Here is a 15244-nt window from a genome sequence, read left to right on the forward strand (position 1 = left end):
AGCCGCCTGCGCGGGTGGTCTTCGACGCCCAGATCGGGCCGTTCTTGCCGTAGACGACGAAGTTGCCGTCCGCCTGCATCACCGCTCGGTAGACGCCGTTCGCGGAGCGGAGGAAGCTGCCCGCCTCGAGCGAGTTCGCCGCGTAGAGGGTGGTCGAGGGGAAGGCGGCCTGGCTGGTCCAGATCACGTCGTCGGACGGGTTCACGATGATCAGCGAGCCGGCGTTGTTGATGCCCAGGCGGAGGTCCTTGCCGCGCGTGCCCGAGAACCACTTGACGGAGCCGTCGGAGCCGTAGATGACGGCGTTGCCGTCCTTCTGCATGGTGATGCGGTTGCCGGAGCCGCCGGTGCCGGTGCCCCAGACTGCGCCCTTGGGGCCGTAGCCGACGAAGTTGCCGTCGTTCTGCATGACGGCGCTGAAGCGGCCGTCGGCGGAGGTGAGCTGGTGGACGGGGCGGAGGGTCTGCTCCGTGAACAGCGTGTCGGTCACCGGCTCGGCGATGACGCGGCGGACGCTGCTCGCCCAGGCGGGCGAGCCGTTCTCGCGGTAGACGACGAGGTTGCCGTCGGGCTGCATGATCACCGAGGCGCCCGCCTCGTTGATCGTGTTCGTGCTCCACACGGGGCCGCCCTTGGCGGAGTAGACGACCATGTTGCCGTCGGTCTGCATGACCAGGTGGTCGCCGCGGCCCTGGGTGTTCGTCGCGAAGGTGGGGCGGCCCTGCGGGTCGTAAACGACCGCGTTGCCGTCGGTCTGCATCCGGAACGAGTAGCCGTTCGTGCCCGAGACGATCCGCTGTCCGGCGGCCAGCTCCTCGCCGCCGACGAGGGCGTTGTAGTAGCTGACGGCCGCGCGGGCGGTCTGCTGGGCGGCCTCGGGCGACTCGCTCGCGGGAGCGAGGCCGGTCGGCGCCTCCTCGGAGGAGGACAGGGGCTTCTGCGGGTTCTCCGCGGCGAGGGCCGGGGTCGCGCCGAAGAGCAGGGCACCGGTCGCGACGAGCGCGATCAGCCCGGAGGCGAGGGGGCGGGGGGAGGGGGAACGCGTCATCGCAGGACTTTCTCGAGTGGCCGGCGGGGGCCGGAAGAGGGGGTACTCGATGCTCGCACGGCGGACGCACGAGTGGGACCGGAACGGGGGCCCTCCGTCTGGGGGACGCGCGGGAGCTGAGGTCCTCCGCGGGTCAGAGCGCCGGGAGAGGCCGCCTGAGAGCGTCCAGCCGCTTCCGCCAGGCGTCCAGGCGGCCCGGCTCCGCGGCGAGCGCCGGTCCGTCCGCCCAGGCGGTCGCCAGCCGCAGACCGTGCAGGGCGTTGGCCGTCCAGACCTCACGGCCCTCGAGCGAACCCGGCTCGGCCGGGGCCTCGATCACGTCCACGCTGAGCGCGCCGGCGAGCACCGAGACGGTGCGAGCCGTCACGCTGCGCACGCGGGTGCTCGTCGCCGGAGGGACGACCAGCGCGTCGCCCAGCCACCACAGGATCGCGCTGCTCGCTCCGTCGATGACGGCGCCCTCGGCGTCGAGCAGCACGGCCTCGTCCGCTCCCGCGGCGTGCGCGCGCGTCCGCAGGAGGGCGAGACGTGCGATGTCCGGCCCCTTCCAGGACGGTGTCCGGCGCGGATCCACGGGGCTCGTCCACAGCACCACGGAGCGGGTCGTCGGCGGGGCGGATCGCAGCCGGAGCCGCAGGGCGCCTCCCGAGAGCTCGACGCGGGGGAAGGAGCGGCCCTCGCGGGGCAGGGCGGCGATCGCGGCGTGGAGGAACGGCTCGACGTCCGGGTGCCCGCCCGCCGAGGCGACGGAGGCGGCGAACCGCTCGCGGTGCAGGTCGAGCCCGCGGACGCGTCCCTCGTCCACCAGCCAGGAGTCGGCCGCGTCCAGGGAGGTGCCGGGCGGCTCGGGAACGCTCGTCAGGGCCCGCCCGTCCCACTCCCGAACCTGCTCGCCGTCCACGACCGCCTACGCTAGCCCAGTGGTCTCGGAGGATCGGCACGTCCGCTCGATCGAGCTGCCCTGGGTCGATCCGGAGCTCGCGCACCACGCCCTGTTCGCCACGGCCGAGGCGTCGTTCTGGCTCGACTCGGGCCTCGGAGCGACGAGCGGCCGCTCCTACCTCGGCGCGTGCGCCCGCGGGGACGTGCTCCTCGTCGAGGCCGGCGGCGACGTGGCGGCGGCGCTCGCCGCGGTCGACGACGAGGCCCCGGCGGGCGACCGCGCGCTCGGCCGCTACGGCTGGATCTCCTACGAGGCGGGAGCAGCCTCCGTCTCCCTGCCCTCGGCGCCGACCGGCCCCGCGGATCCGCCGGCCCTCGCCCTGCTCCGGGGCGACCCCGTGCTCGAGTTCGACCACGGGGCCCGGACCGTCCGCCTGGTCGCCACGGGAGACGTGCAGGAGCTCACCGCGCGCCTGCTCGAGCTCGTCGGGGCGCCCGCCCCCGCGGACCCCGCGGATCCCGAGCCCGCCGGCGACCCGGTCCGCCGCCACTCCGCCGCCGAGTACACGGCGCTGATCGGCCGCTGCCAGGAGGCTATCCGCGCGGGGGACGCCTACCAGCTCTGCCTCACCGACGAGATCGTCGTCGAGGGCCGGTTCGATCCGGTCGAGGCGTACCGTCGCCTCCGCCGCTCCAGCCCGAGCCATCACGGCGGGCTGATCCGCCTCGACCCGCTCGCGCTCGTCAGCGCCTCGCCCGAGCGGTTCCTCACCGGCGGGGCCGACGGACGCGTCGCCACGCATCCCATCAAGGGCACGCGCCCCCGGGGCCGGGACGCCGACGAGGACCGCGCGCTCCGGGACGAGCTCGTCTCGAGCGTGAAGGAGCGGGCCGAGAACGTGATGATCGTGGACCTCGTCCGCAACGACCTCGCCCGGATCGCCGCCCCCGGCTCCGTCGTCGTCGACCGCCTGCTCGAGGTGGAGAGCTACCCGCACGTCCACCAGCTGGTCAGCGAGGTCTCGGCCCGCCGCGCGCCGGGCGTCGGGATCGCCGAGCTGATCGCAGCCCTCTTCCCGGCCGGCTCGATGACGGGAGCGCCCAAGCGCCGGGCGGTGGAGCTGCTGCGGGAGTGGGAGGGCGGTCCCCGCGGCGTCTACTCCGGCGCCTTCGGCCGCCTGGGCTCGGACGGCTCGCTGGACCTCGCGATGACCATCCGCACCCTCGTGCTCGACGGCGAGCGCGCCCGCCTGGGGACCGGCGGCGGCATCACCGCGCTCTCGGTGCCGGAGGAGGAGGTCGAGGAGACGCGGCTGAAGGCGCGGGCGCTCCTCGCGGTGCTGGGCGCCGCCGAGGAGTGAGCGGGCGCCGCGTTCGTCTCCCGTGCGCGCAGGGCCAGTAGGGTTGATGGTCGAACGCAGCCGCCCACGTGTGCGCGTTCTCCCCCTCCTTCAGAAGTGAGAAGCACCTGTGGCAGAAGACACCTCCCGGCAGACCGGCGCGAGCGACGAGGAGCGCTACGACTTCCGAGCGCTCCAGGAGAAGTGGCTCCCGATCTGGGAGGAGACGCGCCCGTTCGCGACGGACGACCCCGACGACAAGCGCCCCCGCAAGTACGTGCTCGACATGTTCCCGTACCCCTCGGGCGACCTGCACATGGGCCACGCCGAGGCGTACGCGCTCGGAGACGTGATCGCGCGCTACTGGCGCCAGCAGGGCTTCAACGTCCTCCACCCGATCGGCTGGGACAGCTTCGGCCTGCCCGCCGAGAACGCCGCGATCAAGCGCGGGCTGAATCCGGTCACCTGGACCTACGACAACATCGAGCAGCAGAAGCGCTCGATGAAGCGCTACGCCGCGTCCTTCGACTGGGACCGCGTGCTGCACACCTCCGACCCCGAGTACTACAAGTGGAACCAGTGGCTGTTCCTCAAGATGTACGAGAAGGGCCTCGCCTACCGCAAGGACAGCTGGGTCAACTGGGACCCGGTGGACCAGACGGTCCTGGCGAACGAGCAGGTCCTCGCGGACGGCACCTCCGAGCGCTCCGGCGCGGTCGTGGTCAAGAAGAAGCTCACGCAGTGGTACTTCAAGATCACCGACTACGCCGACCGGCTGCTCGACGACCTGAACCAGCTCGAGGGATCCTGGCCGTCGAAGGTCATCGCCATGCAGCGCAACTGGATCGGCCGCTCCATCGGCGCCGACGTCGAGTTCGAGATCGAGGGCCGCGACGAGCGCGTCACCGTCTTCACCACGCGCCCCGACACGCTCTACGGGGCGACCTTCATGGTCGTCGCGCCCGACTCCGACCTCGCCTCCGAGCTGGTCGAGGGCTCCGAGCCCGCGATCCGCGACGCGTTCCGCAGCTACCTCGAGACGGTGCAGAAGTCGAGCGAGATCGAGCGCCTGACCGCCGACCGCCCCAAGACCGGCGTGTTCCTCGGCCGCTACGCGGTGAACCCCGTGAACGGCGAGCGGCTGCCGATCTGGGCCGCCGACTACGTCCTCTCCGACTACGGCCACGGAGCCGTCATGGCCGTGCCCGCGCACGACCAGCGCGACCTCGACTTCGCCCGCGCCTTCGACCTGCCCGTGCGCGTGGTCGTCGACACCAACGCGTCCGTCACCGGGGCGATCCCGGTCATCCCGGAGGACCCGGAGGAGCTGGCCGCGCTCGAGAAGGAGTACTCGCTCGACCCCGCCACGACCGGCGAGGCGCTGACCGGCGACGGCCGCCTGATCAACTCCGGGCCGCTCGACGGGCTCTCCAAGCGCACCGCCATCGAGCGCGTCATCAGGATGCTCGAGGAGCGCGGCCGCGGCCGCTCGGCCAAGAACTACCGCCTGCGCGACTGGCTGATCTCGCGTCAGCGCTACTGGGGCACCCCCATCCCGATCATCCACGGAGCCGACGGCGAGCTCGTGCCGGTGCCCGAGGACCAGCTGCCCGTCGTCCTGCCCTCCACCGACGGCCTCGACCTACAGCCGAAGGGCTCGTCGCCGCTCGGAGCGGCGGAGGACTGGGTGAACGTGCCGCACCCGGTGGACGGCTCGCCCGCGCGCCGCGACCCGGACACGATGGACACCTTCGTGGACTCCTCGTGGTACTTCCTCCGCTTCCTCTCGCCGAAGGACGACACGCAGGCCTTCGATCCGAAGCTCGCCGAGAAGTGGGCGCCCGTCGACCAGTACGTCGGGGGCGTGACGCACGCGATCCTGCACCTGCTGTACGCGCGCTTCATCACCAAGGTGCTGTTCGACCTGGGCTACGTGTCGTTCACGGAGCCGTTCACGGCGCTGCTGAACCAGGGCATGGTGCAGATGGACGGCGCGGCGATGTCCAAGTCGAAGGGCAACATCGTCCGCCTCTCGGACCAGCTGGACGAGTTCGGCGTCGACGCCGTGCGCCTGACGATGGCGTTCGCCGGCCCGCCCGAGGACGACATCGACTGGGCCGACGTCTCGCCCGGCGGCAGCGCGAAGTTCCTCGCCCGCGCCTGGCGCCTGGCGAAGGACGTCACCTCGAGGCCCGACGTCGAGTGGAAGTCGGGCGACGCGGCTCTGCGCCGCCAGACCCACCGCTTCCTCGCGGAGTCCCCGTCGCTGATCGAGGCGTTCAAGTTCAACGTCGTGGTCGCGCGGCTGATGGAGCTCGTCAACGCGACCCGCAAGGTCGTCGACTCGGGCGCCGGGGCCGGGGACCCCGCGGTCCGCGAGGCGGTCGAGGTGGTCGCGATGGCTCTCAACCTGTTCGCGCCGTACACGGCCGAGGACATGTGGCACCGTCTGGGCTACGAGGGCACCGTCGCGCACGCGCTGTGGCGCAAGGCCGACCCGTCGCTGCTGGTCGAGGAGAAGGTCACGGCGATCCTGCAGGTCGACGGCAAGGTCCGCGACCGGCTCGAGGTCTCGCCGAAGATCTCCTCCGACGAGCTCGAGGAGAAGGCGCGGGCCACGGCCGGCGTCGCCCGGGCTCTCGTCGGCCGCGAGGTCGTGAAGGCGATCGTGCGGGCGCCGCGCCTGGTGAACCTGGTGACGAAGGCGGTCTAGCCGCCGATCCGTCCCGACGGGGCTCCTCCTCTCGCAGGAGGGGCCCCGTCGTCCGTCCTGCGCCGGTGCTGCTCTCTCCTCCACAGGGAGGCGATCCGGCGGGCTGTCCCCGGATCGGTGTCGGCGGCCGCGCCGGGCGGTGACGCGGGTCCTACCGTCGGCGGATGCCAGAGACCAGCGGGACGGACGACGAGCAGCTGACGGCGCTGCTGCGGCCCCGCCGCGCCCGCCCGCGCTGGCGCGTGGGAGTGGGAGCGGCGGTCGTGCTCGTCATCGGCGCCGCGGTGGTCGCGGTGCTGCTCGCGGGAGCGCGGTCGAGCGGTCATGAGCGGGTCCTGGAGCCCGCCGTGTCGACGAGCGCGCCCGCTGCTGCGGCGGTCGAGTCGCTGTACGTTCACGTGGCCGGCGAGGTCGCCTCTCCGGGGCTGTACGTCCTGTCGCCGGAGGCGCGGGTGGCGGACGCGGTCGACGCCGCCGGAGGGTTCCAGGAGTCGGCGGAGCGCGCGGCGGTCAACCTGGCCCGGAGGCTCGTGGACGGCGAGCAGATCGTCGTGCCGGCCGTGGGAGCGGCGCCGGCCGCGGCGGGAGCGGCTCCGGGCGGGGCCGCTCCAGGAGGAGCCTCCGCCGCCGGATCCGTGCTGAGCCTGAGCACGGCGACGGCGGCCCAGCTGGAGGAGCTGCCCGAGATCGGCCCGGCGACCGCGAAGAAGATCGTCGCCCACCGGGAGGCAAACGGCCCGTTCTCCTCCGTCGACCAGCTGCTCGAGGTCCCCGGGATCGGCGAGAAGACGCTCGCCGCGTTCCGCGACCAGGTCGCGCCGTGAGGAGCGTGCGGGCGGCGGACCTGCGGCTCCTGCCGGCAGCGGTGGCCGCCTGGACCACCGCGTGGGCGGCCGGGATGCTGCCGGTCGCGGCAGTGCTCGACGGGGGCCTCTCGTGGTGCGCCGCGGGCTGGGTGCTGCTCGGGGCGGCGTGCGTCCTGCTCCGGCGCGGCCTCGGCGGGCGGCTGGTCGGAGCGGTGCTCGTCGGGGGCGCGGGTGCCGCCCTCGCCCTCACCTCCGTCGTCGCCGCGGCGCCCGGTGACCACCCGGCGTCGCTGCGGGAGGCACAGGAGGATCGCGCCCTCACCCCGGTCACCGTGCGCGTCGACACGGGTGCCCGACCGCTCGCGACCGGGGGAGTGTGGTTCGACGCGACGGCGCTGCGGGTGGGAGACGCGTCGACCGCGGCCCCCGTCCGCGTGCTGCTCGCCGATCCCGGCGGTCGGCTGCCGGTGGGCGCCGAGCTCGACCTGGAGGCGCGTGCTGCGGCGCAGGAGGCGCCCGTCGGCGAGGCGACGATGCTGAGGGCGGCGTCCGTTCAGGACCGGCGCGGTCCCGGGGGAGCGGCGGCCGTCGCGGAGGTGCTGCGCTCGCGCTTCCTCGAACGCGCGGCGCTGGTCGGCGGCGACGTGGCGGGGCTGCTGCCGGGCCTCGCGACCGGCGACACGTCCGCGCTCGACGCGGGGCTCGAGGAGGCGATGCGCACCGCGTCGCTCACCCACCTGACCGCCGTCTCGGGCGCCAACTGCGCCGTGGTGGTGGTCGCCGGCTGGACGATCGCGGCGCTCCTCGGCGCCGGGCGCCGCCTCCGGACCGTCGCCGCCCTCGCCCTGCTCGCCGGCTTCGTGGTGCTGGTGACCCCCGAGCCGAGCGTGGTGCGGGCCGCCGTGATGGCGACGGTGGTCCTCCTCGCGCGGCTCGGGCGTCGCTCCGGAGCGGCCGTGCCCGCCCTGCTCGCGACCGTCGTCGTGCTCGTGGCCGCCGACCCCTCGATCGCGGGGAGGCTCGGCTTCGTGCTGTCCGTCCTCGCCACCGCCGGACTCCTGCTGCTCGCCGAGCCGATCGCGGGCGCTCTCGGTCGAGTGCTGCCCCGGCCTCTCGCCCTGCTGCTCGCGGTGCCGACCGCGGCGCAGCTCGCCTGCCAGCCCGTGCTGCTGCTCGTGGACCCGTCGGTGCCGGTGTACGGAGTGCTCGCCAACCTGCTCGCCGAGCCCGCGGCACCCGCCGCGACCGGGCTCGGGCTCGTCGGCTGCCTGCTCGCCCCCTGGTGGCCCGGAGCCGCCGACGCTGCGATCCGGCTCGCCGCCGTCCCCGCCTGGTGGATCGCCTCGATCGCCCGCGCCGTCGACTCGTGGCCCGCCCCGAGGATCGCCTGGTGGCCCGGAGTAGGAGGAGCGCTCACGCTCACCGTGCTGACCCTGCTCGCCCTCGTGCTGGTCACGCAGTCGCCGCGGCTCGCGCGGGTGCGCCGGGTCGCCGCCGTCGGGCTGGCGTGCGCGATCGCCGCCGCCGGCGGCACCACCGTCGCCACGCCGCTCCTTCGCGCCGCCTCGGTTCCCGAGGACTGGCGTGTCGCGATGTGCGACGTCGGGCAGGGCGACGCGGTCCTCCTCCGCGGAGACGCGGGCGTGCTGCTCGTCGACACGGGGCCCGAGCCCGCACCGCTCGAGGCCTGCCTCCGCCTGATGGGAGTGGACCGGATCCCGCTGCTGGTGCTCACTCACTACGACCTCGACCACGTCGGCGGGCTCCAGGCCGTCCTCGGACGGACCGACGCCGCGCTCGTCGGGCCCGCCGCGGGCCGCGACGACGAGCGCGACCGGGCGGCGCTCACCGGCGCGGGGGTCGCCGTGCAGGAGGCGGTCCGCGGCGACAGCGGCGCGCTCGGCTCGCTGCGCTGGCGGGTCGAGTGGCCGGAGCGGCGGAGCGCGCTGCGGGGGAACGAGGCGAGCGTGACCCTCCGGGTCGACATCGGCCCGGACGCCCGCGGCGGCCCGCTCTCCGTCGCGCTCCTGGGCGACCTCGGCGAGCAGGAGCAGGGGCGCGTCTCCCGGCTGCCGGTCGGCCGGGTCGACGTGGTCAAGGTCGCGCACCACGGCTCCGCGGACCAGTCGCCCGCCCTCTACGACGCGCTCGGCGCGAGCGTCGGGCTGATCTCCGTCGGGGCGGAGAACGACTACGGACATCCGAACCCGTCGCTCCTCGCTCTGCTGGCCGAGCGCGGGGTCGAGGCGCTGAGGTCGGATGTCGAGGGTACGGTCGTGCTCGCGTCCCGCAGCGACGGGATCGCGGTCTGGGTGAGCGGCGCGACGGCTCCCGCGGCGGCCTCGGGGCGCCGTGAGCGGGCCGTAGGGTGGAGGGCGCTCGGACGGGCGCGGCACGGAAGGACACGGCATGGCAGGCAGGGCCCCGGCGCGCGCGAAGGCAGCGCCCTCGAAGGCGGCGATCCGGCAGCTCGCCTGGAACCAGACCCGGCCGGCGCCGATCGTGCTGATCACCGGCCCGGAGCAGTTCCTCGCCGACCGCGCGCTGCGCTTCCTCCGCGAGTTCCTCCGGGCCGAGGACCCGAGCCTCGAGGTCAGCGACATCGATGCCGGCGGCTACGCGCCGGGGGAGCTGCTGACGCTCGCGAGCCCGTCCCTCTTCGACGAGCCCCGCCTCATCCGCGTCTCGAACGTCGAGAAGTGCACGGACGCGTTCCTCCTCGAGACCCTCGACTACCTCTCGGCGCCCGCGGACGGGGCGACCCTGGTGCTCCGCCACGGCGGCGGCAACCGGGGCAAGAAGCTCCTCGACGCCATCCGCTCGGGCACGGGCGGCGGCATCGAGATCGTCTGCGCCGAGCTCAAGCGCGAGAGCGACAAGGTCGACTTCGCGATCGCCGAGTTCCGCACCGCCGGCCGCACGGCGACCACCGGCGCCGTCCGAGCCCTGGTGTCGGCCTTCTCCGACGACCTCGACGAGCTCGCGTCGGCGTGCCAGCAGCTGCTGTCCGACGCCACCGGCGAGATCACCGAGGCGACCGTCGCGAAGTACTACGGCGGCCGCGTCGAGACCACGGCCTTCACCGTCGCCGACTCCGCGATCGCGGGCCGTCACGGCGAGGCGCTGCTCGGGCTCCGCCACGCCCTCGCCTCCGGCGCCGACCCGGTACCGATCGTCGCCGCGTTCGCGAGCAAGCTGCGGACCATGGCGAAGGTCGCCGGCTCGCGCGAGGGCTCGGGCCAGGTCGCCTCGCGTCTGGGCCTCGCTCCGTGGCAGGTGGACCGGGCCCGGCGCGACCTGCAGGGCTGGACCGGCGAGGGCCTCGGCACCGCGATCCTGACGGTCGCCGACGCCGACGCGAACGTGAAGGGCGCCACCCGCGACCCCGTGTACGCCCTCGAGCGCATGGTCTCCGTCGTCTCCGCCCGGGGCCTCTGACCCGCCCGAAAGGCCCTGCGCCCGCGATCCGCACCGACCTCGTCCCCGGCGGTTCTCGATACGCCGCTCCGCGTCCACTCGACCAGCAGTGAGGGGATCACCTCCCCTCGCAGGGTCGCACCGCGGCCGACGAAGAGTCGGACGACGACCTCGCAGGGTCACCGGCGATCCGCGTGCGAGCGGATCGTCGTACCCGGAACGGAACCCGCTCCTCCCACCGCAACGATGCGCGAAAGCCGACTGCGCGACGGGCGACGAGGAACGAGGAGCCCGTCGAGATCGGTGCGGGTCACCGGCGATCCGCGTGCGAGCGGATCGTCGTACCCGGAACGCTCCCCGCTCCTCCCACCGGGACCACCCCTGTAAGCCGACCGCGCGACGGGCGACGAGGAACGAGGAGCCCGTCGAGATCGGTGCGGGTCACCGGCGATCCGCGTGTCAGCGGATCGTCGTACCCGGAACGCAGGACGCTCCTCCCACAGCGACCACCCCTGTGAGCCGACCGCGCGACGGCCGACGAGGAACGAGGAGCCCGTCGAAGACGGCACAGCTCACCGGCGATCCGCGTGTCAGCGGATCGTCGTACCCCGAAACGCTCTCCGCGCCTCCCCCCGCGACCCTCCGCGGTAGCCGACCGGGCCGCAGCCGATCGAGAGCCGGACGATGCCTTCGCAGGGTCACCGGCGATCCGCGTGCGAGCGGATCGTCGTACCCGGAACGAAACCCGCTCCTCCCACCGCAACTAAGCGCGGAAGCCGACTGCGCGACGGGCGACGAGGCACGAGGAGCCCGTCGACCGCGAAGCTGCAACGACGAAGGGCCCGGCCAGAGGCCGGACCCTTCGTCGTTGCAGCTTCGCGCAGTACTACAGCGCGGCGACCTGCTTCGCGATGGCCGACTTGCGGTTCGCGGCCTGGTTCTTGTGGATGACGCCCTTGCTGGCGGCCTTGTCGAGCTTCTTGGCGGCGAAGGCGAGGGCGGTGCCGGCCTTCTCGGTGTCGCCGGCGGCGATGGCGGTGTGGACCGAGCGGATGGCGGTCTTCAGCTCGCTCTTGACGGCCTTGTTGCGCTCGTTCGCCTTCTTGTTGGTGAGGTTGCGCTTGATCTGCGACTTGATGTTTGCCACGTGGATTACCTTCTTCTCGGATGTGCGTGTGTGCAGCCGGCTACTCGACGGAGTGCCCCTTCCGCGGGCGTCTGAACGCCCTGCGGTGCGACTGGAGGTCGCCGGCTTCTGATCACTCCACGCCTGCCGGGTGTCCGGAGGGGGAGCGCAAGCCAACAAGGAACTTTAGCGCACCCGTCGTCACCCTTCAACCGCGCCGCGCCCGCGGAGGCGGCGCCGTCCGGGTCGGGGCCGCCGGGGCGACACGCCGGGGGAGGCGGACCGCCGTGGCGTCTCGCGGTCCGGGCCCGCCGGTAACGTGACGCCGGTGCCCCGTCTCGCCGATCACCTCTCCGCGGTGCCGCCCTCGGGCATCCGCCACCTGTTCGAGATCGCGCTGCGGCTCGACGGAGTCACCCTCCTCGCGGTGGGCGAGCCCGACGTGCCGACCGCGCCGCACATCATCGAGGCGGCCCGAGCGGCGTGGGCGGCCGACGACACCCGCTACGGGCCCAACGGCGGCGTCCCCGAGCTCCGGCGGGCCATCGTGGAGAAGCTGGCGAGGGACAATGGCATCGAGGCGGACGTCGAGCAGGTCTGGGTGACCGTCGGCGCCACGCAGGCGCTGCACCAGGCGATGACGCTCCTGCTCGGGCCCGGCGACGAGGTGCTCATCCCCGACCCGGGCTACACCGTCTTCACGACCAACGCGCGGACCATCGGCGCCGTGCCCGTGCCGTACACGCTGCGCGCCGAGAACGCCTTCCTCCCCGATCCCGAGGAGGTCGAGCGCCTGATCACGGACCGGACCCGCGTCCTGATCGTCAACAGCCCGTCCAACCCGCTCGGCGTGGTGTTCCCGAGAGAGGTCCTCGAGCGCCTGCTCGACATCGCCCGGCGCCACGACCTGTGGGTGCTCAGCGACGAGGTCTACGAGTACTTCACCTACGGGCGCCCGCACGTGAGCCTCGCGGCCATCGCGCAGGAGCGCGGGGACGACGCCGACCGCGTCCTCAGCGTCTTCTCCTTCTCGAAGACCTACGCGATGACCGGCGTCCGCGTCGGCTACCTCGTGACGCCTCCCGGCTTCACGTCGATCATGGTCACGGTGCAGGAGGCGGCGATCAGCTGCGTCGCCACTCCGGACCAGCGCGCAGCCCTCGCCGCTCTGACCGGGCCGCAGGACGCGGTGGCCGCCGCCTCCGACCACTACCTCGCCAACCTGCGGCTCGCGACGGGCGTGCTCGACGAGCGGGGGATTGCCTACCGCGAGCCCGAGGGCGCGTTCTACCTGTGGATCGACATGGCGCACGCGACCGGCGGGGACGTCGCCTCCTGGGTCGAGTCGTTCCTCCTCGAGACCCTCGTCGCCGTCGCTCCCGGCAGCGCCTTCGGCCGCACCGGCGAGGGCTGGATCCGCGTCTGCCTCGCCGCTGACCCCGCCGCGCTGGAGCACGGGCTGCGCGCCCTCCCGGCCCCGGTGCGCGGATGAGCGCCGCCGAGGTGCTGGTCCGGCGCGTCCGGGCCCAGGAGTACGACGAGGTCTCGCGCCTGCGGCTCGCCGCCTACGCCCACGACTACGAGCTGGGGGAGGAGTACGCCGCCGACGTCGCCGCGGTCGCCCGGCACGACGTCGAGGGCGAGGTCTGGGTCGCCGTCGAGGGCGACGGGCGGATCCTCGCCACGGTCACCACTGCGCGCCCGGGCGCCAACCTGTACGAGCTCGGCCGCCCCGGCGAGCTGGACTGGCGGCTTCTCGCCGTCGCCCCGGAGGCACGTGGGCGGGGTCTCGGGCGGCTGCTCACCGAGTTCGTCGTGATGCTCGCCGCCGAGCGGGGCCTCCAGCGGGTCGTGATGAACAGCGGCACGCTGATGACCACCGCGCACGCCCTCTACGAGAGCATGGGCTTCGTCCGCCTCGGCGAGCGGGAGAACCCGCCCGGCGTCGAGCCCACCCGCACCTACGGACTCGATCTGTAGCCGCCGGTCCCGGCCTCCGCCGCCGGGCATGGGACACTGGTCCCACGATGTCTCCACGTGCACACTCCGGGCTCGAGCCCGCCGCGACCGATCCGGCGTCCATCCGCAACTTCTGCATCATCGCCCACATCGACCACGGCAAGTCCACCCTCGCCGACCGGATGCTGGGCATCACGGGTGTCGTCGAGGACCGGGCGATGCGCGCGCAGTACCTCGACCGCATGGACATCGAGCGCGAGCGCGGCATCACGATCAAGTCGCAGGCCGTGCGGATGCCGTGGGAGCGCGACGGGCGCACGTTCGCCCTGAACATGATCGACACTCCGGGCCACGTCGACTTCTCCTACGAGGTCAGCCGCTCGCTGGCGGCCTGCGAGGGCGCGATCCTCCTGGTCGACGCGGCGCAGGGCATCGAGGCCCAGACGCTCGCGAACCTCTACCTCGCGCTCGAGAACGACCTCACGATCATCCCTGTCCTGAACAAGATCGACCTGCCGGCCGCGGACCCCGAGAAGTACGCGAAGGAGCTCGCGAGCCTCATCGGCGGCGACCCGGACGACGTCCTCCGCGTCTCCGGCAAGACCGGCATGGGCGTCGAGGCGCTGCTCGACCGCGTCACCGAGCTCATCCCGCCGCCCGTCGGCGACCCCTCCGCCCCTGCGCGCGCCATGATCTTCGACTCCGTGTACGACGCCTACCGCGGGGTCGTCACCTACGTCCGGATGATCGACGGCAAGCTCTCGCCGCGCGAGAAGATCCAGATGATGTCGACCCGCGCCACGCACGAGATCCTCGAGATCGGCGTGTCGAGCCCCGAGCCCGTCGCGACACAGGGTCTCGCGGTCGGCGAGGTGGGCTACCTGATCACCGGTGTGAAGGACGTGCGCCAGTCGAAGGTCGGCGACACCGTCACCACGGCGTCCAAGCCCGCGACGCAGGCGCTGTCCGGCTACACCGAGCCGCTCCCGATGGTGTTCTCGGGCCTGTACCCGATCGACGGCAGCGACTACCCGGACCTGCGCGAGGCCCTCGACAAGCTCAAGCTCTCGGACGCGGCGCTCGTCTACGAGCCCGAGACGTCGGTGGCGCTCGGCTTCGGCTTCCGCTGCGGCTTCCTCGGCCTCCTGCACCTCGAGATCATCACCGAGCGCCTGCAGCGCGAGTTCGGTCTCGACCTCATCACCACGGCGCCCTCGGTCATCTACGAGGTCTCGACGGAGGACAAGAAGACCGTCACCGTCACGAACCCGAGCGAGTTCCCCGTCGGGAAGATCGCCGCCGTCACGGAGCCGATCGTCAAGGCCGCGATCCTCGCGCCGAAGGACTACGTCGGCACGATCATGGAGCTCTGCCAGAGCCGCCGCGGGACCCTGATCGGCATGGAGTACCTGGGCGAGGACCGGGTCGAGATCCGCTACCACATGCCCCTCGGCGAGATCGTCTTCGACTTCTTCGACAACCTCAAGTCCAAGACCGCCGGCTACGCCTCGCTCGACTACGAGCCCGCCGGCTCGCAGGAGGCCGACCTCGTGAAGGTCGACATCCTGCTGCAGGGCGAGCAGGTCGACGCGTTCAGCGCGATCGTGCACCGGGAGAAGGCCTACGCCTACGGCGTGCTGATGACGGGGCGCCTGCGCAAGCTGATCCCGCGTCAGCAGTTCGAGGTGCCGATCCAGGCCGCCATCGGCGCCCGGATCATCGCCCGCGAGTCGATCAGCGCGATGCGCAAGGACGTCCTGGCCAAGTGCTACGGCGGCGACATCACCCGCAAGCGCAAGCTCCTCGAGAAGCAGAAGGAGGGCAAGAAGCGGATGAAGATGGTCGGCCGCGTCGAGGTCCCCCAGGAGGCGTTCATCGCCGCGCTCTCGGGCGACGTCGAGACCAAGGACAAGAAGTAGGACTCCTCCAGCGGAGGCGCACCCCCCGAGAGGG

The 15244-nt window shown here is 73.0% G+C and carries 10 protein-coding genes and 1 pseudogene; 8 read left to right on the plus strand and 3 right to left on the minus strand.

All coding sequences use genetic code 11. From position 1 onward, the window contains the following. Together C5C36_RS07605 and C5C36_RS07610 are read right to left on the minus strand one after the other, a co-directional pair. Nucleotides 1–1048 (minus strand): hypothetical protein (locus C5C36_RS07605; RefSeq protein WP_104309514.1); only part of this gene is annotated, 1048 nt, incomplete at its 3' end. Nucleotides 1049–1181: 133 nt separating this feature from the next. Continuing rightward, nucleotides 1182–1949 (minus strand): aminotransferase class IV, encoded by a 768-nt coding sequence (locus C5C36_RS07610; protein ID WP_258072225.1) that lies wholly within the window; start codon nucleotides 1947–1949, stop codon nucleotides 1182–1184. Between the two features lie 19 nt (nucleotides 1950–1968). On the opposite strand from C5C36_RS07610, the gene pabB reads away from it, so the two are divergent. From pabB to holA, 5 genes and pseudogenes are all read left to right on the plus strand, one after another. Beyond that, complete coding sequence (gene pabB, locus C5C36_RS07615) at nucleotides 1969–3291, plus strand: aminodeoxychorismate synthase component I (protein WP_104309515.1); 1323 nt, start codon at nucleotides 1969–1971, stop codon at nucleotides 3289–3291. Nucleotides 3292–3400: 109 nt separating this feature from the next. Next, complete coding sequence (gene leuS / locus C5C36_RS07620; RefSeq protein ID WP_104225642.1) at nucleotides 3401–5983, plus strand: leucine--tRNA ligase; 2583 nt, start codon at nucleotides 3401–3403, stop codon at nucleotides 5981–5983. 164 nt (nucleotides 5984–6147) lie between these two features. Continuing rightward, complete coding sequence (locus tag C5C36_RS07625; protein WP_104309516.1) at nucleotides 6148–6807, plus strand: ComEA family DNA-binding protein; 660 nt, start codon at nucleotides 6148–6150, stop codon at nucleotides 6805–6807. Between the two features lie 695 nt (nucleotides 6808–7502). Then, nucleotides 7503–8630, plus strand: a pseudogene (locus C5C36_RS18250) (ComEC/Rec2 family competence protein); the annotation flags it as partial. Between the two features lie 568 nt (nucleotides 8631–9198). Next, nucleotides 9199–10227 (plus strand): DNA polymerase III subunit delta, encoded by a 1029-nt coding sequence (gene holA, locus C5C36_RS07640; RefSeq protein ID WP_104309517.1) that lies wholly within the window; start codon nucleotides 9199–9201, stop codon nucleotides 10225–10227. 865 nt (nucleotides 10228–11092) lie between these two features. Here the strand turns inward: holA and rpsT are convergent. After that, the gene (gene rpsT, locus C5C36_RS07645; RefSeq protein ID WP_097165711.1) at nucleotides 11093–11353 is read right to left on the minus strand and encodes a 30S ribosomal protein S20; all 261 of its coding nucleotides are present in this window, start codon (nucleotides 11351–11353) and stop codon (nucleotides 11093–11095) included. Between the two features lie 307 nt (nucleotides 11354–11660). Between rpsT and C5C36_RS07650 the strand changes: the two genes are divergently transcribed. The 3 genes from C5C36_RS07650 to lepA are packed head-to-tail and all read left to right on the plus strand — an operon-like array spanning nucleotide 11661 to nucleotide 15210. After that, nucleotides 11661–12824, plus strand: a complete 1164-nt coding sequence (locus tag C5C36_RS07650) for a pyridoxal phosphate-dependent aminotransferase (RefSeq protein ID WP_104248213.1) — start codon at nucleotides 11661–11663, stop codon at nucleotides 12822–12824. After that, complete coding sequence (locus C5C36_RS07655; protein WP_104223126.1) at nucleotides 12821–13312, plus strand: GNAT family N-acetyltransferase; 492 nt, start codon at nucleotides 12821–12823, stop codon at nucleotides 13310–13312. The genes C5C36_RS07650 and C5C36_RS07655 overlap by 4 nt, the downstream gene beginning before the upstream one ends. Nucleotides 13313–13359: 47 nt before the next feature. Then, complete coding sequence (lepA, locus tag C5C36_RS07660) at nucleotides 13360–15210, plus strand: translation elongation factor 4 (protein ID WP_104309518.1); 1851 nt, start codon at nucleotides 13360–13362, stop codon at nucleotides 15208–15210. The last annotated feature ends 34 nt before the right edge of the window (nucleotides 15211–15244 follow it).

It is taken from the genome of Rathayibacter sp. AY1G1, from assembly GCF_002932095.1.
GTDB lineage: Bacteria > Actinomycetota > Actinomycetes > Actinomycetales > Microbacteriaceae > Rathayibacter.

What these genes read in the sequence shown, in the direction of transcription:
- C5C36_RS07625 (WP_104309516.1), top strand. Translation starts at nt 6,148, where the DNA reads ATGCCAGAGACCAGCGGGACGGACGACGAGCAGCTGACGGCGCTGCTG.
- lepA (WP_104309518.1), top strand. Translation starts at nt 13,360, where the DNA reads ATGTCTCCACGTGCACACTCCGGGCTCGAGCCCGCCGCGACCGATCCG.
- C5C36_RS07655 (WP_104223126.1), top strand. Translation starts at nt 12,821, where the DNA reads ATGAGCGCCGCCGAGGTGCTGGTCCGGCGCGTCCGGGCCCAGGAGTAC.
- holA (WP_104309517.1), top strand. Translation starts at nt 9,199, where the DNA reads ATGGCAGGCAGGGCCCCGGCGCGCGCGAAGGCAGCGCCCTCGAAGGCG.